This window comes from Oceanobacillus aidingensis (assembly GCF_042654105.1).
GTDB lineage: Bacteria > Bacillota > Bacilli > Bacillales > Amphibacillaceae > Oceanobacillus > Oceanobacillus oncorhynchi.
In genome coordinates this window covers 180198-203710 of sequence record NZ_JBHSFT010000049.1, presented here as the reverse complement: position 1 = coordinate 203710, position 23513 = coordinate 180198, and the positions used below count along the sequence as shown (strand labels likewise).

Sequence of the window (23513 nt, the reverse complement as noted above, 5' to 3'; positions counted from 1 at the left end):
AACCCTCCCTTTATTTTGTCAGCGCATGTCGAACAAATCCATCCGAATTATTCAATCTATTCACCGCATCATCATAGGAGCATTCCAGCAGTATCATCACAATCGCAACCTTCACCTGGTTGTTTGCCTTTTCAAAATAGGAGGCTGCTGTATCATAGTCGGCTCCAGTGATTTCCATTATGTTTCGTTTAGACCTTTCCAATAATTTTTCATTCGTCGGCTTTAAATCCACCATAAAGTTTTGATAAACCTTGCCAATGCCTACCATTGCTGCAGTCGAAATCATATTTAAAGTCATTTTCTGAGCAGTCCCGGCCTTTAATCTTGTAGAACCAGTCAGCACCTCCGCGTCTGTTTTCAGTTCAATTGCTACAGAAGCATACTGGCTCATGACAGCATCTTTATTACAGGATACGCTGACTGTATTCGCTTTTTTCGAATCAGCATATTGCAAAGCGCCGATAACATACGGTGTACGTCCGCTCGCAGCTATTCCAATTACTGTATCGTTTTCTGAGAGCTGAATGTTTTTAAGGTCAGCAGCGCCGAGCTCCGGATTATCCTCCGCACCTTCTGCGGCTTCGTAAAGCGCTTTCATACCACCCGCAATAACTCCCTGAACCATCTCTGACGGCGTACCAAATGTAGGAACACATTCCACTGCGTCTAAAACGCCTAACCTGCCGCTTGTACCAGCTCCGACATAAATCAGTCTTCCATTTTTCTTAAACGATTCAATCGCATATTTTGAAGCTTTCTCAATTTGCGGCAGCTGCTCCTTGATTGCTGTTAAAACCTGCTCATCTTCTTTATTCATTGTCTCTAAAATTTCCATTGTCGACATCTCATCTAAATGCATCGAATGCTGATTTCGCATTTCTGTTGTTAACTTATCGAGCATATCATCACTCTCCTCTATTCGCTTATAACTCTATTTTAAATGTTTTTGAAATTAAAAGTCAATAAGTTTTATATATTTTATGAAATTAAATTTCATCTTATAATAAAAAAAAGAAGCTATCTTCTTAATTTCACAACATAATCTCTAGCTTCTTGATATTCATCCAGCACATTTTCACCGATGATATTAAAAATACTGATATACAAGCTGTCTACCATCGTCAGCTGGGTCATTCTTGAAGTAATGCTTCCAATCCGGAAATCCTGCTCTACATTCGGTGTCGCTAATCGAATATCTGCTTCTTTATATAGCGGGGACTTATTCATGTTCGTTATTGCAATAACCTTAGCTCCTTTTTCTTGAGCCAATCGTGCTAAATCTAAAACATCCTTCGTCTTTCCAGACATACTGATAGCTACAAATACATCCTGGCTGTTAAAATGAGGCACCTTTGACAGCATGTAGTGAAAATCTGCATTAAACTCCACTTCATATCCGAGTTTCGTAAATTTATATACCGCATCGAGCGCAGCAATCGATGAACCGCCTACACCATAAAATATAATCTTACGAGCATTTTTTAGCACGTTTACTGCATCATCCAGCTCTTTTTTTTCTAAAGATTCCATCGTCAGCTCAATCGCATTTTTATTCACATGAACGACTTTTTGAAACAATTCATAGGGAGAATCTTTTTTCTGTAAAATAGAAAAGTCAGTGATATAATCATCTGTTACCGCTAACTCCTGTGCCAAGGAAATTTTAAAGGTTTTAAAACTTCCAATTCCGATTGTCTTTGCAAAACGAATAACACTTGCTTCGCTCACATCCGCCTTATTCGCTAATTCTTTCGTCGTCATATTTGGAATAAGCTCTGCATGATGTAAAATATACTTCGAAATCTTTTTCTCAGTTTTAGAAAATTGATGGAGCCGTTCGTTGATTCTAGTTAGTAGTGTTGTCGCCATGTCAACTTCTCCTATTCCAATTCGGTTATGTTCCTTAGTATAGCAAAAATCAGAAGCGTGTTCTAATGATTAATCAGAGGAACGATTTACTTCTAATTCCATTGTACAAGTATATAACGTGTGCCCGCTGAGGTCTTCGGTGAATTCAGAAATAATCTTGAAACCTCTTGCTTTATAAAACGCCATTCCTTTTGCATTTTCCTTTTCTACATTTAGCTGAATAAACGCAGGTTTCAAATCCTCTATCCCATATTCTAATAACGCTGTTCCCATTCCGTTCCCTTGTGTATCCGGATACAAGTAAATAGCATAAAGCGTACTGATTCCTTCTTCTGATACCCGGCTAAAATTCGCAAACCCTTCTATTCGTTTATCCGACTCCACAACATATAGACTGGAAAGCTCGATACGCTGAAGCATGGTTTGATTACTATATGATTTATTTAAAAATGCATCCTGAATGCTTCTGGGTATAATGCCTTCATATGTATCATGCCAGCTTTGGTAAACAATACGCTGAACAGCACCAATATCTGTCTCTTCTGCCAATCTTACATGGTAATTCATACAGCTCACTCCCTTTGAACAAAATGATGTTTTTATTATAAAGCGAAACTTCATTTAATGATAGTACTGCTCTTCCATTTTAAAACAAAATTATGGTAATATGTTTCATTATCTACTAATAATTCAGAGGTGTATCAAAAAATAAGGAGGGATAGGTATCGAAACGCTAAACCAAAAATACCTGACACGCATCCAGATTTGGGGAATGTTTGTCGGAATTATTTTATTTATCTATGGATTGCTTCTATTCTTCACCGGTTTTTCTTCTGCTCTTGTTGCTCCTGTTCCTGGGATTATCCTGATGATATTAGGAAGCTTTTTATTTAAAACGGGAAAGTTTGCGAGAGAACTCAAAAAAGATGCATCAAGAATATTTGTATTAGAAAATTTTTTCAAAAATCACCTTTGGTTCCTGCTGCTGACTAGCATATTGGCCAGCTTGATTATTTTGTTTTATCTTATCTTTTTTATTTTTATTACATAGGAGAGAGGGAATTAATATGAAAAAATTATCATTTATCCTGATTCTGACCGTTATCCTCTCAGCTTGTGGAACAGACAACCTAGAAGAAAGTTCATTTGACGTGGAAGTAATTTGCAGCTCTATGGAAGCAGGTACAGAAGAAGCGCTGGAGGAAAGAGTTTCTCTTTTTGAAAGGGATACGTATGAACCTTTAAAGGAAAAGCTTAATGAGGATGTATTGGTTTCTAAGGAGAACTTAGAAGAAGAACTCGCAACCGCCGTCTACTCCACCTGTATAAATGAGGAAGAATCGTATAATGACAGCTATGACAAATTATATTTTTCAATGCTGGAATATTTTTATGCTTTCATGATATCGGAAAAAGAGGAATCCCTGACAATAGAGGAAATAAACTACAAAGGACGTTCTTTTAATGATTATGCACTCAATATCGTATTGGATGACGGGCGTCAAGCAAATGTTTTTCGCTTTGACCCTCTTACATATTCCGGTGATGTTTTACAGCGGTTAGACGAAGAAGCCGTTATTGGATCATTGGAAGAATTATATGCTTCTGCCATCAAAGAGGATTTTATCGACAGGGCCTTTTCTGGATTGGAAAATCCGCTGAATGCTGCATTCCACAATATTCCCGACATTCTGGAAGAAAAAGATCTTGAAGAATGGGAGCCAGATCTTGATAAAAACGCAGAAGCATCTGATTTTTGGCATTTATATGCCATTATTATTGATGGAGATATAAAGGAACAAAATCTATTAAGAGAGAAAGAGAACTGGCGGGATATCAAATTATATCCAAGTTGGCGTACGTATCAAATGATAGAAAGGCTCGAGGAAGTTCACGCTATCTCCCCTGACATTCCCTATCCGGAAGGAGCACTCGAGAATGAGGAATGGTTCAAAGCGACGGACTACATGTCAGAGAATATGGAGGAAACCGTTACAGATAACAAATTGGATAAGGATTTATACGAGATATACCAATATATTCACACAGGGGAAGGATACTTAAGCGATTTGGAGCTTTAGAAAAGATGTTAAATAAAAAACATCACTTTCGGAAAGGAGCATTTTTTTGGAATACTTGCACCCAAAATACTTTAAATGGATTCATATTTTAAGCAAATTTCTCGGTATTATCATCATTCTGTACGGAATTTTCATCATCATTCAGAATTTCCCGTCCATTATCGGGCCTGTTCCCGGGCTCGCATCTATTTTGCTGGGTGTTTATTTGTATAAAAGCGGAATGGAAGCAGGCCGTCTTTTGAGGTCGGACAGAAAAAGCAAGCAGGCTTTGGAAGAAATGTTAAAATACTATGGCTTATTTTTAATGATTAACGGACTGCTGTTTATAGCGGCAATCATTTTATACATTATCTCTATTTGTATATAGGGAATGCCACGCTTACAATAAAAAAATACAAATCAAGTACTTTCAACATGCTTGATTTGTATTTTTTTATATTTCCTTTCTTAAAGCTGATACACTACTTCCAGGCGTGCTTCTATCGATTGATTTCCCGGTTCAATTGGCGTAGACACCATCTTGAATACCTGCGCAGGTCCAACCCCTGGCGAAGCAGTCTGTTCGTTAATCTTTAATGGAACCGTGTTTAAATTAGCGCCAAGCTGTTCAGCTAAGCTTTCTGCCTTCTTCTTTGCATCTGTAAGTGCAAAGCTTAATGCTTCCATATAAAAGTTCTCCGGATCATTTACCGAAAACTCAATCGAAACAACTTCATTTACGCCATTTTCGGTGACACGATCAATGATTTCTCCAATTCGATCCATATCATCCGTAACTACAGTGATTTCATTTCGAACCTCGTAGCCCTGTAATATCTGATTGCCATCCTGATAGCTATACATCGGTCTTGCAGAAAAGCTGGTAGTTTGAATCTGCTCTCTAGGAACACCAATTTGCTGCAAGGTATCCAGAGCCTGATTCATTCGTCCTGTATTTTCTTTCTGCGCTTCCTCTAAAGAGCTGCTGACGGTGGAAACAACCAATTGAATACGGGCAATACTCGGCGAAACTATAACCGTGCCCACGCCAGTGACCGTGATGGTCCCCTGCTGATTATTTTGTCGCTCATACATTCTATGCCCATAATTAGGCGGTCCATAAGTATAATACATTGCGAACATCCCTCCCTCATACCATCCTATGTTGTATAAGGGCTGTACCATTCAATAATTATCCGGAGAATCCCAGTAATCGGGGTCCTGCATTTGCAGTTCTTCGACAACATCCTCTAAGTCCTGAGGTGTAATCGTAAAAACGGGGTACTCCTTGGACGTCCGATTCACAGCATCATAAAAATAGCGAACGCTGCCGGGATATTCTTCATCCACGAGGAGTAAAGCAGCGTCACTTTTATCAATCAGCCATAAATCCTTCGCCCGAAATTGGTACGCCCCCTGATACCCACCTCTATACAGCGGTTTGAAAAAATCGGCTGTCATCATTAATTCTTCATATTTTTCCTTGATCGGGTCCGGCCAACGTTCATCCTGATTTTCAAACGGCGGAAAAACACCTACTTGTACCTCATAGGTTTCTTTTAAATCCATTATCACAGCAGCAGCCCACAGCTCAATACCCATCTGTCCAGAAATAATAATCCATTCTAATCCTTCTTCTATAAAGGTGCGCAGCCTTTTCTCTAAAGCTGCCTTAATAAAAACAATTCTGGGATCATTTTCTTTGAAGATGCCTAATTCCGTCGGCTTATAGCCTGTTACATGTAAAATTTTCACAGTAATATCCTTTCTTCTTTACAAGCTTAAGTTATCTCCTATTTTAACGCAGGAATACTTGATTTGAAAGCTTGTCTCTGTTTAACAAAAAGGCAGTCCGCACTGCCCATTGTTATTTTCACCACATTCCCGGTCTTCTCGGCGGACGAATGCCTGGGTGATTTCTCATTTCTCCCATGTGTCCAGGAGGCATTTGTCCTGGTAAAGCGAACGGCGCAGAAGGGAATGGCGGACGTGGTCCAATTTGCGGTCTGCCCATAAAGGCATTTTTTCCATACGGGTGCGGATGCTGCTTTTTTATACTATGGTGATTTACATACGTTGTATGGACAGGATGAATATGATTAACAACAGATTCGGATGACGTGTGGACATATTGATGCTTTGTCGGATGCACAATGGTCTTTTCATTCGATCGCTGCGGATGAAATCGCTCTTTACCTTGCATCGTTTCTTCCTCCTTTTTGTTCTCTCTTTTTACTATATGTGATAAACGTACAAGTCGAGCAAGACAGATACCCAGATTTATTTTGATTTTTAATAATAGCCGGAAAGCCCGCTCTTTAAGTGATTTCAGAAAAATAATCGGTTAAAAAATTTGTGTATAAGCAGGTTTAGAAACTTTTTTCCTAAAAAGGTTGGCTTTTATCATTGTAGATGCTATAATAAGGATACTTATTTAGATTCGGTAGAAATACAGGATGGGATACATCTTTCGTCTTGAAATTTAACTTTGAACTAAATAGTAATAAACAGTGCAACAATTGCACGTGGAGGTAAAAGAATGAACACAGGTTCTGTAAAATGGTTTAACGCTGAAAAAGGCTTCGGTTTCATCGAAGTTGAAGGTGGAGACGATGTATTCGTACATTTCTCTGCAATCCAAGGCGAAGGTTTCAAAACTTTAGAAGAAGGTCAAACAGTTACTTTCGATATCGAAGAAGGAAACCGCGGACCACAAGCTGCTAACGTTGTTAAAAACTAATAAGCAGATAATCGAAAAAAGCTGATCATCATTGATCAGCTTTTTTTATTTATCATTTTTCTATAGGGAGGATTTAAAACAATGGTTACTTTTTTTATTCCGTAAAGACAGCAAGATTCTCCAATGTGGATTTTAAACCTATATCATGATCCTCCTTTCGTATTCCTTCAGGTACGTTCTCGCAAATGACAGTAACTTTTGTGCCTTCTGAAGCGTCTTCAAAAAGCCATTTTTGAATCATCTCTCCTGAAAATAACGAGTCTCCGGAATCGAAATTGACGGATTGAACGATGCGCTTGTTTGGAACCAGCTCCAAAAACCTGCCTTGCGTTACGTCTGTATTATCTGTAGTTTTACCAGAATGCGCACTATCCATTTCGTACGTAAGAGTTATCCTATAAGTTCCTCCCTGCCTAGGGTCAAATGCATCCACATGACCTGACATTCCTTTTGGCGGCAGCCATGAAATCAGTGCTTCCTGGTTTATAAATGCTTGATAAATGGTTTGTGGGGATGCCATAATCACTCTTGATGCAGTGTCTACCCTTCTTTTTATCGGTTCCTCCTTCATCAAAATCCCTCCTCTTTTTCAGTTTATCAAATCAAAACGCTTAAAATTTCTTATCAATTGCTCAACATCCTTCTACTAGTAAATCGATATCAACAAAATCCCCTCACCAATCAGGTAAGGGGATTTCACTTTTTTATATACCGTTTTAAAATTGCTCTGTTAAAGCTGTCACAATCTGTTTCTTACGGGAAACAACACCTTTTAATAAAGCACGATCATTTTCATCTAAAGTGGCATGGAATGCTTTTTCAACATTAGCTTTTTCTGGTCCTACTGCTAATACTTCGGAATCATTATTTAGAATATCAGTTGCAACAAACAAGAATAAATCCAATCCTTTTTCATTTACAGTTGCCGTGATTTCACTTACTAATTCATCATGAAGCTGATAAATCTCACTGACATCGACTGCATTTACCTGAGCGATTTCTACCTTTGCATCGCCCATTGCAAATTCCTTAGCATCCATGGTAATCAATTCTTTAACCGTTTTATCACTGATATCTGCACCGGCTTTTAACATTTCTAAACCGTATTCTTCCAGGTCCACTCCAGCCTTTTCAGCCAATTCTTGCGCTGCTTTTACATCTTCTTCTGTACACGTCGGTGATTTTAATAATAAAGAATCGGAAATAATAGCGGATAATAATAATCCTGCAATGTGTTTATCTAATTCAATTTGTTTTTCTTTGTACATTTTGTTTAAAATAGTTGCGGTACATCCCACTGGCTCGGCACGGAAATAAAGCGGCTCTTTGGTTTGGAAATTGGATACACGGTGGTGATCGATTACTTCGTGGATAACCGCGTTTTCAATGTTATCAGCACTTTGCTGGAATTCATTATGGTCTACTAAAATAACATCAGCGCCATCTTCTAATTTCTGAACAAGTGCTGGAGCTTCTACTCCAAATTGCTCTAAAGCAAATTTTGTTTCCCCATTTACTTCACCTAAGCGTGCAGGACTTACGTCTTCCCCCAATTTTGTTTTTAAATCAGCGTAAGCTAATGCGGAACAAATAGTATCCGTATCTGGATTTTTATGTCCGAAAATAAGTGTTTTTGACATTTTTGATTTCCTCCCTCGACAAACTTTCCATATATAGATTATCACATTTAATGTCCTATGCTCCAGCCCTAATCTTGTTTCTGTAAAAAAATGCTGGAAATATTATTGATTCCGCCTCAAAATACTGTAAAAATAATCATTATTAGATTATAATTAGTATCATTGGAGGATTGATGAAATGACAAGAAAACAATTTAACTTAACACGTACTGCTTTGCTCACCTTTGCTTCCGAGCTGGATGATAATAGTATCGATGTGCAGGCAGACTATTTTGATACAACGATCCGCTGGCATTTAGGCCACGCGCTCGTAACCATGGAAAAATTCTTATTCCGCTACCCTGTAAAATCAGAAAATATACCAGCTGGCTATGCTGAACTTTTCAGCTCTGGGACAAGCCCAAAGGATTGGACGGAAGAACCGCCCAGTTTAGAAACGTTATTAGAAGCATTAGAGCTGCAACAACAGCGTATTAATGAATTTAATGATTTATTCTGGAAATCGAATGTACAATTTAAAGTTCCATTCGGCAGCGTTGAGACTCAGGGCGATTTGCTGATTATGCTTTCCTTCCGCGAAGCAGAGCTTTTGGGTAAAATCAAAGGCATGTATCAGGTTATTTCAAGGGATAAAAATGAGTAAACCTTATATTATTATTGGCGGCGGCATTTTAGGTTCCAGCACCGCCTATTATCTTTCAAAACAAGGTGCAGAGGTCATTCTGATTGACCGGCACGATGAAGGTCAAGCAACGGACGCAGCAGCAGGAATTATTTGCCCGTGGGTTTCCCAGCGCCGTAACAAAAAGTGGTATCATCTTGCTAAAAATGGCGCCCGGATATATCCATCGCTTATAGCGGATTTAGAAAATCTCGGCGAGAAGGATACCGGTTATAAACAGGTAGGAGCACTCAGCCTCCATACAGACTCCAAAAAAGTAGACGGTATGGAAGAAAGAGCGTATAAACGCCGGGAAGACGCTCCAGAAATCGGTGATATTATCCGTCTGGATGCCGAAGAAACATATCAGCGCTTTCCCATTTTGCAAAAGGATTACCAGGCTGTCTTTATCAGTGGAGCAGCGCGGGTCGATGGAAGAAAATTAGTAAAGGCTTTAAGAAATGCTGCCAAAGCAAATGGGGCTTCCCTTCTATCTGGAGATGCCAAATTATACACAGCTGGTAATACGGTAACCGGTGTGGAGTATAATAATGAGGTCATTGATGCCGAAAAAGTCATTTTGGCGAACGGAGCTTGGATGAAGGAAACCGTAGACCCTTTGGACATCCATCTGGATGTTTCGTTCCAGCGGGCACAAATTATGCATCTGGAAATTCCATGTTTACACACAGCACATTGGCCGGTAGTTATGCCTCCTGGAACAAAATATTTACTCACGCAGGATGACAACCGCTTCGTCATTGGGTCAACTCATGAGGATAAGGTTAATTTTGATTATCGCGTCACCGCAGCAGCCGTACATGAAATTTTAGATCAAGGGCTTGAGATTGCACCAGAGTTAGCAGAAGCAACCATTTTGGAAACCCGGGTCGGCTTTCGCCCGTACACACCCGGTTTCTTGCCGGTTATTGGCGAACTGCCTGCATATTCCAATATTCTTTTAGCAAACGGACTCGGTTCATCCGGACTGACAATGGGCCCTTATCTTGGACAGCAGCTTGCAAAATTAGCTTTACATGAAGAAACAGATATCATTTTAGAGCATTATGATGTATCATCTGCATTAAAGCGTCAGTAATGAAAAGAGGTGGCTCATTTGAAGGGATCTTATGTTGTTCTTATTATTCTTCTTCTGATTCTCCTGACAGGCTTCTTTACCTGGTTATGGCTGCAGAACTTTAATGAGAATCAAGAAAGTATTGCAGCTTTAGTTGATTACTTAGTATAAATATTGGAAAAAGGACCGGTTGAGCCGGTCCTTTTTTTGACACAAGTATATCTATTTTTCTAATACGCACATACGATTTCCCTGCCTCTGCTCTGTATCAAGCCGCTTTCTTTTTTTATCCTTAGGAAACATGGGTTTCCTTTCTTTTCTTATTTTGGTTGTATTCTACCTTTAAAACAAACTCCCCCATTTTTAAATAAGTAGCTTGAAATATCGGACTTTGAATGAATGTAAAAATAAATGTAAAGATAAATACCGGTCCACCAATAATCCACCCTATAACAAGCACACTGCATTCCGTGATAATCCGGACTCTGCCAATCGGCGCTTTCAATTTATCTGCAAGCGAAAGCATAAAGCCGTCACGCGGGCCGGATCCGACACCTGCCGCATTATACAGTCCTCCGCCAAACCCCATGATACAAATACCAGCTAATATAAATAGAATGTCCACCCACGTATTGGTCGCTTCCGGAAGAATTCCTGTCCAATGATAGAAATCCACAAATGACCCTACAAGAACGGCATTAAAAAAAGTACCTGCCTTTATATATCTGCGGTCTAAAATAAAACAGACAACAATCAAAATCATGGAAATTATAATATTCCATGTTCCAATTGTAAACCCGACCCTTTCAAACATCGCGACATTTAATACATCCCACGGGTGGATGCCTAAATGCTGCATATTAATGGTCAGTGAAATACCGCCGCTGAAAATCATTATTCCCAGCAAAAAAAATAACCATCGAAATGATTTAACCAAAATAAGCTCCCTTCTTTCCAGATGAAATAATTCTTGAGGATATATCCATAATTATAATAAGTATACGCTTTTTGGGAGGAAATAAAAAGAGCAGGTTTACCGATGATTGGAGGAATCATGAAACCAGCTCTCTTCTATAATTATAAAACTTTATTTAAGAAGTCTTTAGTTCGCTCAGACTCTGGATTATTGAAAATGATATCCGGTGTATTTTCTTCCATAATAATACCTTCATCCATAAATAATACTCTATCCGCAACCTCTCTGGCAAATCCCATTTCATGTGTGACCACCACCATTGTCATGCCTTCTTTCGCAAGCTGCTTCATTACCTCCAAAACCTCACCGACAAGCTCCGGATCAAGTGCAGAGGTTGGTTCATCAAAAAGCATCATTTTCGGTTCCATAGCAAGAGCTCTTGCTATCGCTACACGCTGCTGCTGTCCTCCGGATAATTGGGACGGATACTGATCTGCTTTCTCAGCAAGTCCCACCTTTTCTAATAAAGCTTCTCCCCTTTGCCTTGCTTCTTTTGGAGAAAGCTTCCGAACCTTTTGAGGTGCAAGCATCACATTTTGAATCACCGTTTTATGCGGAAACAGATTAAACTGCTGAAAAACCATTCCAACTTCTGTTCGAATCATATTAATATCTGTTGCCCTATCCCTTATATTGTAGCCGTCTACAATCACATCTCCGCTTGTAATTTCCTCTAATAAATTAAGACACCGTAAAAACGTACTCTTACCTGATCCGCTGGGCCCAATCACACACACGACTTCTTTTTCTTCCACTTCACAATGAATTCCTTTTAAAACCTCATTATCTCCAAAACGCTTGTGTAAATCCTGCACTGTAATCATCAATACTTCAACCTTCTTTCTATATAACGCAGCAATAAGGACAGACTGAAATTAATTACTAAGTAAAACAAAGCTACTGTTGTATAAATCTCTACTGCGTTAAAATGATTCGATGCTATATATCTGCCCTGGAACATTAATTCTGGAACTAATATAACAGACAATAAGGAGGTATCTTTAATACTGATAATAAATTGATTACCAAGCGGCGGTATCATTCGCTTAAAAGCCTGTGGCCAGATAATATAACGCATTGTCTGGTGTTTATTTAGTCCTAAAGAACGTCCAGCCTCCATTTGCCCTTTATCAATCGAATCAACCGATCCGCGAACGATTTCTGCAATATATGCTCCAGAGTTTATCGCAATAACAACAACTCCGGCAGTAATGGAATCCATATTGTACTGGGTAATAATTGGTAATGCAAAGAAAATCCAAATAGCTTGAACAAGTACCGGTGTGCCTCGAATAACTTCTACATAAATAGATGCAATAATAAAAAAGAATTTATTTTTTGATATCCTGCCTAAACCGAATATAGCGCCTAAAGCAAAACCAATTAATAAGCCAATAATAGAAATTAATAGCGTATAATATAAGCCTTTACCTAACTGCGGTAAAAAATCAATTACCTGTGTAAAATCAAACATTTCCTCACCTCTCTGGTACATAAAATAAGGAGCCGTGCATAAGATTGCCAGCTCCTTATTTTATCCCTGCCAAGTCAACTGCACTAATAGTTCGCTTTTCAATTAAGCATTTGTTGCTTTATTTCTTACTCCGAAGCGCCAAACCATTTATCATAGATCTCATCATATGTTCCGTTTTCATGTAACGTTGCCAATGCATCGTTAATCGCAGCTACTAATTCATCATTTCCTTTTGAAATTGCAATACCATAATCTTCTGCCTGATAAGTATCACCAACTGCTTTTAATCCATCACCAGTTGTTGCAATATAGTACTCTACGTTAGGAAGATCATATACGGCTGCATCAGCACTCCCATTTTCAACTGACATATATACTTGATCCAGCTGTTCATAAGTATCAATGGTCTTATCCTCCAGGTTTTCCTCTAAAAATTGTGAACTGGTAGATCCTAACCGGGTTGCAATTGTTTTTCCTTCTAAATCCTCTAAACTATTAATATCCTTATTATCCTCTGGGACAGCAATGGTGATACCGGATTCATAATAAGGATCACTGAAATCCACTGTACCTTTTCGTTCTTCCGTAATACTTATTCCAGCAACGGCAATTTCAAATTGCCCTGTTTGTAAACCTGGAATGATCCCATCGAAATTCGTTGTTTGAATTTCTCCATCAATTTCGAATCCCGCTTCTTCTGCAACTGCAGTAATTAATTCAATATCAAAACCAACTAGCTCCCCATCCTCCATAAATTCAAATGGAACGAAAGAATTATCACTTACAACAGTGTACGAATCATTTAAATCATAATCACCGTTGTCTGCGTCTGCTTCCCCATCATCTCCTGAAGTATCATCTCCACCACCACACGCAGCTAAAACTAGTAATAAAATAAGTGCCAGCATGAAAACCCAAGTTTTCTTTTTACTAAACATCCAAAAATACCCCCTACGAATTAGTTTCATTTATATGGATAAAATAAAGTACCATACATCTAAGTATAACAAAATTCTATTTTTATTAAAAATTCATTATTAACCCATATTTCAGAAAATATATGCAAATTTTGTGATTTCACCTCATCACCCGCTGATTACGTTCTTTAAACTTGGAATTCATCGGAAATCCTTTCTTTTTCATAGGTAAATCCCCTAATTCAGGTTTCTCAAGCAAAAATAACCGGAATCTGTTATACTGTTTTTGAAAGTGAATGATCCGGCAATTTACACAGGAGGAAAGAATCCGTATGGAAGAAAGTATCTCCATTTTGAAATGGAAAGCATTTGTTGAAAATAAACAGAGAAAAAAATTATTAGTGAAGGTAATCTGGAATGATACAGATAAATTAACGCTGCTTATTCCCCCAAACATGAAAGTAAATGCTTTTATTAAGGATGAAAAAGAAGGATTCCTTTTTTATGATATAGAAGGAAAATCAATTTCAGGACCTATTCCGTCCATCCTCCCCAGCAGTGCATTAGAGGACGGACAAATTCTATTAAAAGCAATATCTGATGGAACGGTAACCGCCTATGGAGAAAAAATAAATAAGAATGAAATGAACGCTTTACATTAAAAAATCTCTAGAGATAGAATATCTATCTGCTAGAGATTTTTTGTTAATGATTCGTTTTATCATCATATTTTGACCAGAATGTGGCAAGCACCGGACCAGAAATATTGTGCCAGATGCTAAAGAGCACACTTGGCACAGCAGCTATCGGCGTAGCGGAAAAGAATGTTAATGCTAAGGTGGAGGCAAGTCCAGAGTTCTGCATACCAACCTCAATAGAGACTGCCTTTCGATCTGAAAAGTTCAATTTAAACAGTCTGGCAATCGAAAAACCAAGCAACAATCCTAATAGATTATGCAGCACAACGACACCAAAAATAAGTAATCCAGATGTTGCTACGGCCTCTTTATTTACAGATACAACTGCTGCGGCGACGGCGACGATACCAATCACAGAAACAAGCGGCAGTACAGAAATACTTTTTTCTACTTGTTTACTGAATAATAACCGAATCACAAACCCTAAAATAATTGGAACAAGGACAACCTGTAATATTTGGATAAACATATCCTTAAATGAAACCGGCATCCATTGGTTCGCCAATAGAAGTGTTAATGCCGGGGTCAACACAGGCGCCAATAAAGTGGATACCGTTGTTGCGGATACAGATAAGGCCGTATTCCCTTTCGCTAAGTATGTAATGACATTGGATGCCGTTCCGCCAGGTGAACACCCTACAAGAATAACACCGACTGCAATTTCAGGCGGCAACTGAAAAACAACAGCCAAACCATATGCTAAGAGCGGCATGATAATATATTGTGCAAGTACAGTAATGAATACACTTTTAGGAGCTTTTAATACATCCTTGAAATCTTGAGGTGTAAGTGTCAACCCCATCCCAAACATAATAATTCCTAATAAAATACTTACATGCGGCGCAATCCAAGTAAATCCGCCTGGAAACAGAAAACTGACGATGGCAAATAAAATAACCCATAAAGCAAAGGTATTACCTGCAAAGGCACTGATTCTTTCTAAAATCTTCACTTCCAAATCCTCCTAAAAATACGTTCATTAATGGCTTCTTATCATAAAAATTCAAATAATTCAATCTTCTATCCCCTGAAAGAAAGAACTCAATGGAAGCCACATTGCATTTCTCCTTTTTAGCAAGAAATAAAAGATATTTCTTTATCATACCAAATATCAAATAAATACGTCTAGACCTTTTGTAAAAAATCACTGAATAAAAAGGACAGACCATTTTCATTTACTCTCACACAAGAAAAAATCTTGTCTTCTCTCTCCTTTTGAGTTAGTGATATCGGCTGTTAGTGTGGTGTTCAAAACGATTTAAGAATTGAACAATACCTATAATCATAAATCCATTAAAAAATACCAAAATACTCATTATTTGAATGATTTCGTATTTTTGATAAAGTGATATTTTGCATAAATACATGTCTCTTTTATCTCACTAATGCATAATAAATTACATAGAGCCATCCAAAAACACCATGAATAATAGCCCATAGAATAGATTGATTTACACTCCAAGAGATAGTTATAGCCAATACAGAACCGAACCCAATTCCAGTTTTCACTACGGAATCTTTGCTATTCATATTCTCTCCACCCTTTCATTCCAGATAAAGGCACACAGGCCAATCAGCATCCAATCCAGAAATCCGAGCTCTAACATCCTTCTTCTCCTTTATATTCTATTATTCTCGTTCTATGCTTCGTGTGGTTTAAGTAAAAAATAATCTGCGTTAAGCATATAATAATCCGGCTTGTTGAAACAAGTATTACTACTGCTTCTCCTGTTCTAATTAAAAATTATTCTGAATCGGAAAACCTTTCGATACTTAGCTTCTCCCAATATTTTCATAAAAAATCAGATTAACAGAAAAATCTGACTTTAAATCCCCTGTTGACTTATCGGGTTTATGAGGTTAAATTATAGTTATTCATTAAAACTATATGCAGGGAGGAAATTCAATGAAAGTTCCAAAGTACTATTTAATTTTGTTTACCGCACTTATTTTATTTTTAGCAGCATGTAATACGGAAATGGGAGGTGACGAAGAAAGTGAAGCTGCCCCAACCGAAGAAGGTGAACAAGGATTAGATGTTGTAGAAGATACAAAAATTGAAGCAAGTGATCCGGACAGCTCTCCAGAACTAGCACTTAATCGAGGCAATACAGTAGTTGTCGGTCTGCAAGAACCAGGCGGTGTATTTACACCATATTTTAATACAAGCGGTTATGATGGCAATGTACAATCCGTTATGTTCCCTCCCTTGGTTGATATTGATGAAACGGGTGAACCTTACCCTCGTCTAGCTGAAGATTGGGAAATTTCTGATGATGAACTAACTTATACATACCATTTAAGAGATGATTTAAAATTTGATGATGGATCAGATTTTACTGCAGAGGATGTAGCATTTACTATCACGCTTCTTCATGACCCATCCTATCCAGGTTCCACGGATATCACTGAAGCCAATGTAGTCGGCGGACTGGATTACAAAGAAGGCAATGCAGAAGAAATTGAAGGCATAAACGTCATTGATGACCAAACAATCGAATTCCAGCTGGAGGAGCCCAATGCAAGAGCATTAACCATGCTTGGCGGTCAAATTCTCAGCGAAGAATACTATGGTGCTGATTATTCAAAAGGTGATTTAGATTATATTAGTGATTATCATCTAGAACCAGTCGGTGCTGGTCCGTTTAAATTTGAAGCTTATAATCCAGGGGAAGAAATCCGCTTCACTTCTAACGGGCATTACTATAATGGCGAGCCGGAAATAGATACATTTATTTATAGAACCTCTGAAGGAGATTCACAGCAATTCTTCCAAACTGGGGAATTAGATTATAGTACTTTCCCGGCAGATCAGGATAATTTCGAATTATTACAGTCTTTAGGTTATGCAAATATTGACCTTTACACGTCTTCTAATTACAGCTATGTTGCATTTAACCATGAATCTGAAATTTTCCAGGATCCTAATGTCCGTATTGCTTTCAATCTTGGGCTGGACCGTCAAGCGTACATCGATACACGGTTCCAAGGCTATGCTGAATTAGCTAATGTTCCTGTTGCACCTGTTTCCTGGGCTCACACAGATGAGATTGAGGCTTTCCCATATGATCCGGAAGAAGCAAAACGATTGCTGGAAGAAGCAGGCTGGGAAGAAGGATCTGATGGCATTCGTGAAAAAGATGGTGAGAAATTAAGAGTTTATTTCTTTACAACAGATGGAAGCGGCGGAAATGATATTTTTGTCACTTTAGCACAGGAAAACTACCGTGATATTGGAGTTGACCTGCAAATTGAACAAATGGACTTCAATGCATTATTATCTCGCGTAGATAACGGAGACCATGATCTTGTATCTTTCTCCACTACGATGCAGCCAGATCCGCATATTGGTGTAGAGGCATTCCACTCAGAATATAATGACAGCACCTTTCGAGGTTATGATAATCCAGAAGTGGATGAATTGATTGATGCTGCCGTAGCTGTCAGCGATATTGACGAACGCGCAGAAGCTTATCATGAATTGTATGCAAAACTGCAAGAGGATCCGCCGATGATCCTGCTTAATTATAATAAAGTATTAGCAGGTACAAATGCACGGGTAGAAGGTTTTGAACCAAATGGCATTCGCGGCATTGCACCAAGCTTGGAGCTTTTGCGAATCGCGGAATAATAAAACCGGAATAAATAGTTAAGCAGTGATTATTCATACAGGTCCAATGATATAAAGCAGTTGATTCCTGTCTTCATCTTAGATAGGAATCTTCTTGCTTTTTTATAGAAATAAAAACTTTTTACATATTGTTTTTTAAAATTTGCAGCCTTATATCAATCATGAGTTAAAAGGAGGGCATCAACATGAACAATTATTTTGTCAAACGGTTGCTTTATTTAATCCCAACGCTGATTGGCGCATCTATTCTTATTTTCTTTTTGTATTCCTTGATTCCAGGTAATTTCATTGATACAGATCCAAATTTAACAGCGGAAAGAAAAGCGGAATTATATGCCCTGTACGGTTTTGACCAGCCTACCATTACCCGCTACTTTATTTGGCTGGGAAATTTATTTCAGGGAGATTTAGGTTACTCCCTTCAATTCCAGCGACCTGTTACGGAAGTTCTTAATGATTACATATGGAGCTCTTTTATCGTTGCTTTTGCATCTTTATTCTTAACATGGGGAATCGCACTTGTTATCGGGGTTATCTCAGCAACGAAACAATATTCTTTTTTTGATTCCTTTGTGACGATTCTTGTTTTCGGAGCAATGGCCATCCCCTCTTTCTTTCTCGGTCTAATCGCTATTAAATTTTTTGCTGTTGACCTAGGCTGGTTTCCTGCCGGCGGTATGACAACTTCAGGAGCGGATTATACTGGTTGGGCCCGTATAAAAGATATCGCAGAGCATATGGTGCTTCCTGTCATTGTTTTGACCATGCTTGGAATTGGCGGCCTGACCAGGTATTTCCGAACAAATATGCTGGAAGTAGTAAAACAGGATTTTGTGCGTACCGCAAGAGCAAAAGGGTTGAAGGAAAAAGTTGTTATTTATAAACACGCATTAAGAAATGCCCTTCTCCCCGCCATCACTTTATTTGCTTTTGAGCTTCCGGCACTATTCAGCGGAGCAATTATCACAGAGCAGATTTTCAACTGGCCGGGAATCGGCGCTATCTATATGCAGGCTTTTTCTGTAAGGGATTACCCTTTATTAATGGGCTTTACCATGTTTATTGCTGTACTAACTGTTATTAGTAATTTAATCGCAGATATTCTATATGGAATTGCTGACCCTCGTGTCAGAGTTAAATAGTAGAGGGGGCGAGCACAATGGCTTATTCAAGTAATGAAATGATTCAATCAGGTCACACTGTTCAAAAATCTTCTTTATGGAAAGAAGTTTTGAAACGTTTTTTAAAAAGAAAAATGGCTATTGCCGGATTACTTATTCTTTTATTAGTGTTTTTATTCAGTTTCGTCGGGCCTTTCTTTTCCCCATATATGACCGCTGGCACTAACTCGCAAGCTATTCACCAGGCCCCTAATTTATCACACTGGCTTGGAACGGATCACTTAGGAAGAGATGTACTTACCAGATTAATGCTGGCCGGCAGAATTTCCTTGACTGTCGGAATCGGGGCAATGTTCCTGGCCGTAACAATTGGCGGCATTCTTGGTATTCTAGCAGGATATTATGGTGGTATTATCGACCAAATTGTAATGCGTATTGCTGATATTTTAATGACTTTACCCGGCCTTCCGCTTCTTTTTATCATGGCTGCTATTATGTCAGAGTGGCAGGTGCCGGCAGAGCAAAGATTATATATTGTTATGATTATGTTAAGTCTGGTAAACTGGCCGAGCCTCGCGCGATTGATCCGCAGCCAGGTTCTCAGTTTAAGAGAAAGAGAGTTTATGGTAGCAACCGAAGTATTGGGGCTGCGTGATAAACGAAAAGTATTAAATCATCTTCTCCCAAACGTCGTTCCTTTATTAATTGTAACGGCTACATTAAGTGTCGGGGGAGCTATTTTAAGCGAATCGGTATTAAGCTTCTTCGGATTGGGTGTTGTCCCGCCGACTGCCTCATGGGGAAACATGATTAATACAGCGAATACGTTAATCGATTTTACCAACAGACCATGGCTTTGGATTCCTCCTGGTGTAGCCATTTTCATTACGGTTATTGCGGTAAATCTATTAGGCGATGGACTGCGCGACTCCATTGATCCAAACATGAAAGGAAGGTAATTACATGGCACAACAAGAACCGCTTTTATCCGTTCATCAGTTAAAAGCACACTTTCAATCAGAAGACGGATTGGTAAAAGCTGTGGATGGAATCAACTTTGACGTTTATCAAGGAGAAACTGTCTGCATCGTCGGAGAATCAGGATGTGGAAAAAGTGTTACAGCCATGTCTATTATGGGGCTGCTTCCCGATACATCAAAGGTAGAAGGAGAAATAAATTTAGCAGGTAAAGATCTCACCAAGCTTTCGAAAGGAAATATGCGCAGAATTCGGGGAAATGAGCTATCTATGATTTTTCAAGAGCCAATGACTTCCCTAAACCCTGTTATGACAATAGGAGAACAAATGACAGAAGTCTTATTAGAGCATCAGGCGATTTCCAAAAAACAAGCAACAAAGAAATCACTTGAACTGATAAAAATGGTTGGTATTGGACGCGGTGAACAAATTATCAAATCCTATCCGCATCAATTGTCGGGGGGCATGCTTCAACGCGTAATGATTGCCATTGCCCTTGCCTGCGACCCGAAGATGCTTATTGCAGATGAACCGACAACAGCGCTCGATGTCACGATACAAGCACAGGTATTGAATTTATTACAGGATTTAAAGGAAGAAACAAATATGTCCATGCTGCTGATCACACATGATCTTGGTGTCGTAGCTGAAGTAGCAGACAGGGTTGTAGTAATGTATGCCGGTAAAGTAGTTGAGCAAGGCACGGTGGAAGAGATATTTGCTAATCCGAAGCACCCTTACACAAAGGGTTTATTGCAAGCCAAGCCCGTCCTCGGATCCCGAAAGAAAAAACTGTATACCATTCCAGGGCAGGTTCCGAAGCTGGTTGATTTAAAGCCCTCCTGCTACTTTGCTGACCGCTGTGAACACTGCATGAAGATTTGCACACAGCAAACACCCGAGCTAAAAAGCGATGACAGCAGTGAACATAAAGTCGCCTGCTGGCTTTACGAAAATGAGGTGGTACACAAATGACGCAGGAATCGCTTATTCAAGTCCATCAGCTCGAGAAAAAATATAAAACAAAAGAAAAAATGTTTAGTAAAAACAATGAGTATATCAAAGCCGTTGATAATGTAACTTTTCATATTAAAGAAGGAGAAACATTTGGACTAGTCGGAGAATCTGGCAGCGGGAAAAGCACCATTGGTAAATCAATTCTGCGCCTTCAAGATATTTCCAATGGAGAAATCAAATATCATGGAAAAAATGTTTTTGAATTAGATAAAAAAGAAATGCGTCACTTGCGTACGAAGATGCAATTTGTCTTTCAAGACCCATTCAGCTCTTTAAATCCGCGGTTACGGATTGGCGATGCCCTTGCAGAGCCTTTACTGGACCACGGCTTAGCAACAAAAAAGAATGTGAAGGAAAAAGTGATGGAAACAATGGAACTATGCGGACTGCCGACGTACCATATCAATAAATATCCGCATGAATTCAGCGGCGGTCAGCGTCAGCGAATCGGCATCGCCCGTGCGATGATTATGAACCCGGAATTTATTGTAGCGGACGAGCCAGTTTCCGCACTAGATGTATCCATACAAGCGCAAATTATTAACCTTTTTCAAGAACTGCAGGAAAAAAGAAACTTATCCTATCTATTTATTTCTCATGATTTAAGTGTGGTAGAGCATCTATGCTCCCGGATAGGTGTACTGTATTTGGGTACCATGATGGAACTGGCCAGCAGGGATCAATTATACGAGAACCCGCAGCATCCTTATACAAAAGCATTGCTGTCTGCGGTTCCTATTCCTGACCCGACCAAACGGCGGGAACGTATTTTGTTGAAAGGAGATTTGCCTAATCCCGCATCTCCCCCTTCCGGATGCAAATTTCATACTCGCTGTCCATTTGCTATGGATATTTGTAAAAATGAAACACCTGTATTCAAGGAAAGAGAGCCAGGGCATTTTGTAGCTTGTCATTTAGTAGATCAAGAGAAAGCAAATACTTAAAAACAAAGGTGTATCCTATTAAACAAGCGGATGCACCTTTGTTTTCATTCTATTGATACCCATCAAATCTATTTAGCTGGAAGCTTTCTAAACTCACTGCCAGTTCCCTATCCGTTAATAACCTGGCTAAGCTTTCCCCAATTCCGCTGGCAAATTTAAAACCATGACCGGAAAATCCGCAGGCAACGACAATATTGGTATGCCCCGGCAAATAATCTATAATAAAATCTTCATCAGGTGTGTTTGTATATGTACACACCCTGCCTTCTTTAAGGTCTATATCCTTCGAGAAATGCTTACGCGCAAAGGCAAGTGTCTCCTGTTTATCTTCAGAATATGTTCCAAACGGAGCCAGCTCTCCCGGGTCCTCTAAAGGATGCCCTGCATCATGTCTGCCAATTTTCAATCCGGCGCTATCGATACTCGGAAAACCATAATATGTACTTTCCTGGTCAACATGTCCCCAGCCCGGAAACGATTCTTCCGTATAATTCGCTACTTCAGCTGCCGTAAACCAGGAAAATGTCTTCCGCACAGGCGTAAGAGGCAGCGAGATATCGAGCAGCTTTGTCACTTGATTGGTACCCTTTCCGGCAGAAATAAGCAGCTTCTTCCCTTTTATTTCGCCATCGGTTAATTTTACTGTAACTTGATCAGCTGTTGTTTCAATTGCTTGAACAGATCTGTTTGTATATAAATCCGCACCATTTTTTTCTGCTAAGGTCCGATAAGCGCGAACAGCATTTTCACTGAACAATACGCCCGAATTTCTCTCAAAATAGCCGACAGCGCCAGCATCTAATTGAAATCCCGGCCAACGATTGTTAATTTCTTCTGCTGTCATGACATCCAGCGGAAGCTGATATTCCTCTGCTGATTTTTGAACGGTCTCCAAAAACACATTTCCTTTTGCACCAAAATTTAGAACACCAGTCTTTAAAAATATGCGTTCCTCCGTTTTCTCATCCAGCTCTTCCCACAGCTTTTGTGCATGTAATGCCAATGGAACATAATTTCCGCCTTCTCCGTAGGCATGACGGATCAGTCTTGTTTCCCCGTGATGAGAACCCTCTTCATGCGGAGGGTCATCGGAATCAATAAGCGCCACTGTTTGGCCCGCTTCTGTTAAATAATAGCCTGCCGACATCCCCATGGATCCCGCACCAATAATAATCACATCGTATTCCATTTTGAGCTTCCTCCCTATTCCTCTAGTCAGCAATTCGCTGTATTTTTTCATACAGTTCTGGATGTGTTTTTCGAAGCTTCACCGGTTTCCACTCCTTATTCACCCACATATGTGTTGTTTTTCCCGTGGTGAGTAATTCCCCGTAAGGTTCATCCGCTGTAGCATGATTTAACCCGTTAGCTTTCCAATCTTCTTCCGTTATTCTTCTCGCTTCATATTCAAAAACTAAACGGATCGGGGAATACTGCTCAATACGTGTGAACAATACAACCAAATCATCAAATCTTGCTGAGCTTTTATATACAGCATTCACGTCCAATACCGGTAAAAGCAGCCCCTCTTCTTCAATCGCATGATAGGACATATCAAAATGCCTCATCCACTCTGTCCGCGCTACCTCAAACCAGGTAATATAGTTCCCGTGATGAACAACCCCCATTTGATCTGTATCCTTGTATTGCACTCGCATTTGGTGCTGATGCCATTCTTGTGCCATTCCTATTTCCTCCTATACGTTTCT

28 protein-coding genes are annotated in these 23513 nt (G+C 39.3%); 12 read left to right on the top strand and 16 right to left on the bottom strand.

Translation table 11 applies throughout. From position 1 onward, the window contains the following. Nucleotides 1-10: 10 nt before the first annotated feature. The 3 genes from murQ to ACFO3P_RS20430 all read right to left on the bottom strand — a co-directional run bounded on the left by murQ (nt 11) and on the right by ACFO3P_RS20430 (nt 2436). Nucleotides 11-901, bottom strand: a complete 891-nt coding sequence (gene murQ / locus ACFO3P_RS20440; RefSeq protein ID WP_042533683.1) for an N-acetylmuramic acid 6-phosphate etherase — start codon at nt 899-901, stop codon at nt 11-13. A gap of 116 nt (nt 902-1017) precedes the next feature. Beyond that, a complete protein-coding gene (locus ACFO3P_RS20435) occupies nt 1018-1869 on the bottom strand; it encodes a MurR/RpiR family transcriptional regulator (protein WP_042533681.1) in 852 nt (283 codons plus the stop codon). A gap of 69 nt (nt 1870-1938) precedes the next feature. Next, complete coding sequence (locus ACFO3P_RS20430) at nt 1939-2436, bottom strand: GNAT family N-acetyltransferase (RefSeq protein WP_289584609.1); 498 nt, start codon at nt 2434-2436, stop codon at nt 1939-1941. Between the two features lie 500 nt (nt 2437-2936). Between ACFO3P_RS20430 and ACFO3P_RS20425 the strand changes: the two genes are divergently transcribed. Beyond that, nucleotides 2937-3950 (top strand): hypothetical protein, encoded by a 1014-nt coding sequence (locus tag ACFO3P_RS20425; RefSeq protein WP_289584610.1) that lies wholly within the window; start codon nt 2937-2939, stop codon nt 3948-3950. Between the two features lie 46 nt (nt 3951-3996). Beyond that, on the top strand, nt 3997-4317 hold the full coding sequence (locus ACFO3P_RS20420) for a DUF5362 family protein (RefSeq protein WP_042533677.1): 321 nt from the start codon (nt 3997-3999) through the stop codon (nt 4315-4317). Between the two features lie 80 nt (nt 4318-4397). Here the strand turns inward: ACFO3P_RS20420 and ACFO3P_RS20415 are convergent, their stop codons facing one another. The 3 genes from ACFO3P_RS20415 to ACFO3P_RS20405 all read right to left on the bottom strand — a co-directional run bounded on the left by ACFO3P_RS20415 (nt 4398) and on the right by ACFO3P_RS20405 (nt 6132). Further along, nucleotides 4398-5063, bottom strand: a complete 666-nt coding sequence (locus tag ACFO3P_RS20415; RefSeq protein WP_042533676.1) for an SIMPL domain-containing protein — start codon at nt 5061-5063, stop codon at nt 4398-4400. 51 nt (nt 5064-5114) lie between these two features. Next, nucleotides 5115-5684, bottom strand: coding sequence for an SLOG family protein (locus ACFO3P_RS20410; RefSeq protein WP_042533674.1), 570 nt, complete (start codon nt 5682-5684; stop codon nt 5115-5117). Nucleotides 5685-5802: 118 nt separating this feature from the next. After that, nucleotides 5803-6132: a CotD family spore coat protein gene (locus tag ACFO3P_RS20405; protein WP_052485053.1), complete on the bottom strand. Its 330-nt coding sequence runs from the start codon at nt 6130-6132 to the stop codon at nt 5803-5805. A gap of 336 nt (nt 6133-6468) precedes the next feature. Here ACFO3P_RS20405 and ACFO3P_RS20400 point away from each other — a divergent pair, with 336 nt between their 5' ends. Next, complete coding sequence (locus ACFO3P_RS20400) at nt 6469-6669, top strand: cold-shock protein (protein ID WP_040982314.1); 201 nt, start codon at nt 6469-6471, stop codon at nt 6667-6669. 94 nt (nt 6670-6763) lie between these two features. On the opposite strand, the gene ACFO3P_RS20395 is transcribed toward ACFO3P_RS20400, so the two are convergent. Together ACFO3P_RS20395 and ACFO3P_RS20390 are read right to left on the bottom strand one after the other, a co-directional pair. Further along, on the bottom strand, nt 6764-7240 hold the full coding sequence (locus tag ACFO3P_RS20395) for an SRPBCC family protein (RefSeq protein ID WP_042533672.1): 477 nt from the start codon (nt 7238-7240) through the stop codon (nt 6764-6766). A 145-nt stretch (nt 7241-7385) separates the two neighbouring features. After that, the gene (locus tag ACFO3P_RS20390; RefSeq protein ID WP_193062016.1) at nt 7386-8309 is read right to left on the bottom strand and encodes a manganese-dependent inorganic pyrophosphatase; all 924 of its coding nucleotides are present in this window, start codon (nt 8307-8309) and stop codon (nt 7386-7388) included. A 178-nt stretch (nt 8310-8487) separates the two neighbouring features. Between ACFO3P_RS20390 and ACFO3P_RS20385 the strand changes: the two genes are divergently transcribed. From ACFO3P_RS20385 to ACFO3P_RS20375, 3 genes are read left to right on the top strand one after another with little or no spacing between them, the layout of a single operon-like run. After that, nucleotides 8488-8952, top strand: a complete 465-nt coding sequence (locus ACFO3P_RS20385; RefSeq protein ID WP_042533670.1) for a DinB family protein — start codon at nt 8488-8490, stop codon at nt 8950-8952. Beyond that, nucleotides 8945-10069, top strand: coding sequence for an NAD(P)/FAD-dependent oxidoreductase (locus ACFO3P_RS20380; RefSeq protein ID WP_042533669.1), 1125 nt, complete (start codon nt 8945-8947; stop codon nt 10067-10069). Before ACFO3P_RS20385 ends, ACFO3P_RS20380 begins: the two co-directional genes overlap by 8 nt. Nucleotides 10070-10087: 18 nt before the next feature. Further along, nucleotides 10088-10219, top strand: coding sequence for a hypothetical protein (locus tag ACFO3P_RS20375; RefSeq protein ID WP_256706186.1), 132 nt, complete (start codon nt 10088-10090; stop codon nt 10217-10219). A gap of 121 nt (nt 10220-10340) precedes the next feature. Here ACFO3P_RS20375 and ACFO3P_RS20370 read toward each other — a convergent pair whose 3' ends face one another. The 4 genes from ACFO3P_RS20370 to ACFO3P_RS20355 form a co-directional block, all read right to left on the bottom strand. Then, nucleotides 10341-10985 carry a YczE/YyaS/YitT family protein gene (locus ACFO3P_RS20370; protein ID WP_052485052.1) on the bottom strand — a complete coding sequence of 215 codons (645 nt, stop codon included), beginning with the start codon at nt 10983-10985 and terminating at the stop codon, nt 10341-10343. A gap of 140 nt (nt 10986-11125) precedes the next feature. Next, on the bottom strand, nt 11126-11848 hold the full coding sequence (locus tag ACFO3P_RS20365) for an amino acid ABC transporter ATP-binding protein (RefSeq protein WP_042533665.1): 723 nt from the start codon (nt 11846-11848) through the stop codon (nt 11126-11128). Next, nucleotides 11848-12498, bottom strand: coding sequence for an amino acid ABC transporter permease (locus tag ACFO3P_RS20360; RefSeq protein WP_175297054.1), 651 nt, complete (start codon nt 12496-12498; stop codon nt 11848-11850). The genes ACFO3P_RS20365 and ACFO3P_RS20360 overlap by 1 nt, the downstream gene beginning before the upstream one ends. Before the next feature lie 125 nt (nt 12499-12623). Further along, nucleotides 12624-13436 carry a transporter substrate-binding domain-containing protein gene (locus ACFO3P_RS20355; protein WP_193062015.1) on the bottom strand — a complete coding sequence of 271 codons (813 nt, stop codon included), beginning with the start codon at nt 13434-13436 and terminating at the stop codon, nt 12624-12626. Nucleotides 13437-13747: 311 nt separating this feature from the next. Between ACFO3P_RS20355 and ACFO3P_RS20350 the strand changes: the two genes are divergently transcribed. Next, complete coding sequence (locus ACFO3P_RS20350; protein ID WP_042533662.1) at nt 13748-14077, top strand: hypothetical protein; 330 nt, start codon at nt 13748-13750, stop codon at nt 14075-14077. A gap of 43 nt (nt 14078-14120) precedes the next feature. On the opposite strand, the gene ACFO3P_RS20345 is transcribed toward ACFO3P_RS20350, so the two are convergent. After that, entirely contained in the window at nt 14121-15065 is a 945-nt protein-coding gene (locus ACFO3P_RS20345) for a bile acid:sodium symporter family protein (protein WP_193062014.1), read from the bottom strand. Nucleotides 15066-15487: 422 nt separating this feature from the next. Next, nucleotides 15488-15643, bottom strand: coding sequence for a hypothetical protein (locus ACFO3P_RS20340; RefSeq protein WP_193062013.1), 156 nt, complete (start codon nt 15641-15643; stop codon nt 15488-15490). Between the two features lie 376 nt (nt 15644-16019). Between ACFO3P_RS20340 and ACFO3P_RS20335 the strand changes: the two genes are divergently transcribed. From ACFO3P_RS20335 to ACFO3P_RS20315, 5 genes are all read left to right on the top strand, one after another. After that, on the top strand, nt 16020-17744 hold the full coding sequence (locus ACFO3P_RS20335) for an ABC transporter substrate-binding protein (RefSeq protein WP_226894660.1): 1725 nt from the start codon (nt 16020-16022) through the stop codon (nt 17742-17744). Nucleotides 17745-17929: 185 nt separating this feature from the next. Then, nucleotides 17930-18886: an ABC transporter permease gene (locus ACFO3P_RS20330; protein ID WP_042533658.1), complete on the top strand. Its 957-nt coding sequence runs from the start codon at nt 17930-17932 to the stop codon at nt 18884-18886. 17 nt (nt 18887-18903) lie between these two features. Then, nucleotides 18904-19824 carry an oligopeptide ABC transporter permease gene (opp4C, locus tag ACFO3P_RS20325; RefSeq protein ID WP_042533657.1) on the top strand — a complete coding sequence of 307 codons (921 nt, stop codon included), beginning with the start codon at nt 18904-18906 and terminating at the stop codon, nt 19822-19824. 4 nt (nt 19825-19828) lie between these two features. After that, nucleotides 19829-20818: an ABC transporter ATP-binding protein gene (locus ACFO3P_RS20320; RefSeq protein WP_042533656.1), complete on the top strand. Its 990-nt coding sequence runs from the start codon at nt 19829-19831 to the stop codon at nt 20816-20818. Then, complete coding sequence (locus tag ACFO3P_RS20315) at nt 20815-21804, top strand: ABC transporter ATP-binding protein (RefSeq protein WP_042533655.1); 990 nt, start codon at nt 20815-20817, stop codon at nt 21802-21804. The genes ACFO3P_RS20320 and ACFO3P_RS20315 overlap by 4 nt, the downstream gene beginning before the upstream one ends. A gap of 49 nt (nt 21805-21853) precedes the next feature. Here ACFO3P_RS20315 and solA read toward each other — a convergent pair whose 3' ends face one another. Then, nucleotides 21854-22993: an N-methyl-L-tryptophan oxidase gene (solA, locus tag ACFO3P_RS20310; protein WP_289584612.1), complete on the bottom strand. Its 1140-nt coding sequence runs from the start codon at nt 22991-22993 to the stop codon at nt 21854-21856. Nucleotides 22994-23015: 22 nt separating this feature from the next. Beyond that, nucleotides 23016-23489: an acyl-CoA thioesterase gene (locus ACFO3P_RS20305; RefSeq protein ID WP_256706179.1), complete on the bottom strand. Its 474-nt coding sequence runs from the start codon at nt 23487-23489 to the stop codon at nt 23016-23018. Nucleotides 23490-23513 lie beyond the last annotated feature (24 nt).

Bases quoted from the DNA above. Each gene is read 5' to 3' on its own strand.
- ACFO3P_RS20425 (WP_289584610.1), top strand. From the start codon at position 2,937: ATGAAAAAATTATCATTTATCCTGATTCTGACCGTTATCCTCTCAGCT.
- ACFO3P_RS20395 (WP_042533672.1), bottom strand. From the start codon at position 7,240: ATGAAGGAGGAACCGATAAAAAGAAGGGTAGACACTGCATCAAGAGTG.
- ACFO3P_RS20355 (WP_193062015.1), bottom strand. From the start codon at position 13,436: ATGTTTAGTAAAAAGAAAACTTGGGTTTTCATGCTGGCACTTATTTTA.
- ACFO3P_RS20415 (WP_042533676.1), bottom strand. From the start codon at position 5,063: ATGTATTATACTTATGGACCGCCTAATTATGGGCATAGAATGTATGAG.
- ACFO3P_RS20360 (WP_175297054.1), bottom strand. From the start codon at position 12,498: ATGTTTGATTTTACACAGGTAATTGATTTTTTACCGCAGTTAGGTAAA.
- ACFO3P_RS20390 (WP_193062016.1), bottom strand. From the start codon at position 8,309: ATGTCAAAAACACTTATTTTCGGACATAAAAATCCAGATACGGATACT.
- ACFO3P_RS20400 (WP_040982314.1), top strand. From the start codon at position 6,469: ATGAACACAGGTTCTGTAAAATGGTTTAACGCTGAAAAAGGCTTCGGT.
- opp4C (WP_042533657.1), top strand. From the start codon at position 18,904: ATGGCTTATTCAAGTAATGAAATGATTCAATCAGGTCACACTGTTCAA.
- ACFO3P_RS20340 (WP_193062013.1), bottom strand. From the start codon at position 15,643: ATGAATAGCAAAGATTCCGTAGTGAAAACTGGAATTGGGTTCGGTTCT.
- ACFO3P_RS20350 (WP_042533662.1), top strand. From the start codon at position 13,748: ATGGAAGAAAGTATCTCCATTTTGAAATGGAAAGCATTTGTTGAAAAT.
- ACFO3P_RS20435 (WP_042533681.1), bottom strand. From the start codon at position 1,869: ATGGCGACAACACTACTAACTAGAATCAACGAACGGCTCCATCAATTT.
- ACFO3P_RS20320 (WP_042533656.1), top strand. From the start codon at position 19,829: ATGGCACAACAAGAACCGCTTTTATCCGTTCATCAGTTAAAAGCACAC.
- solA (WP_289584612.1), bottom strand. From the start codon at position 22,993: ATGGAATACGATGTGATTATTATTGGTGCGGGATCCATGGGGATGTCG.
- ACFO3P_RS20385 (WP_042533670.1), top strand. From the start codon at position 8,488: ATGACAAGAAAACAATTTAACTTAACACGTACTGCTTTGCTCACCTTT.
- ACFO3P_RS20430 (WP_289584609.1), bottom strand. From the start codon at position 2,436: ATGAATTACCATGTAAGATTGGCAGAAGAGACAGATATTGGTGCTGTT.
- ACFO3P_RS20305 (WP_256706179.1), bottom strand. From the start codon at position 23,489: ATGGCACAAGAATGGCATCAGCACCAAATGCGAGTGCAATACAAGGAT.
- ACFO3P_RS20315 (WP_042533655.1), top strand. From the start codon at position 20,815: ATGACGCAGGAATCGCTTATTCAAGTCCATCAGCTCGAGAAAAAATAT.
- ACFO3P_RS20330 (WP_042533658.1), top strand. From the start codon at position 17,930: ATGAACAATTATTTTGTCAAACGGTTGCTTTATTTAATCCCAACGCTG.
- ACFO3P_RS20405 (WP_052485053.1), bottom strand. From the start codon at position 6,132: ATGCAAGGTAAAGAGCGATTTCATCCGCAGCGATCGAATGAAAAGACC.
- ACFO3P_RS20380 (WP_042533669.1), top strand. From the start codon at position 8,945: ATGAGTAAACCTTATATTATTATTGGCGGCGGCATTTTAGGTTCCAGC.
- ACFO3P_RS20365 (WP_042533665.1), bottom strand. From the start codon at position 11,848: ATGATTACAGTGCAGGATTTACACAAGCGTTTTGGAGATAATGAGGTT.
- ACFO3P_RS20335 (WP_226894660.1), top strand. From the start codon at position 16,020: ATGAAAGTTCCAAAGTACTATTTAATTTTGTTTACCGCACTTATTTTA.
- murQ (WP_042533683.1), bottom strand. From the start codon at position 901: ATGCTCGATAAGTTAACAACAGAAATGCGAAATCAGCATTCGATGCAT.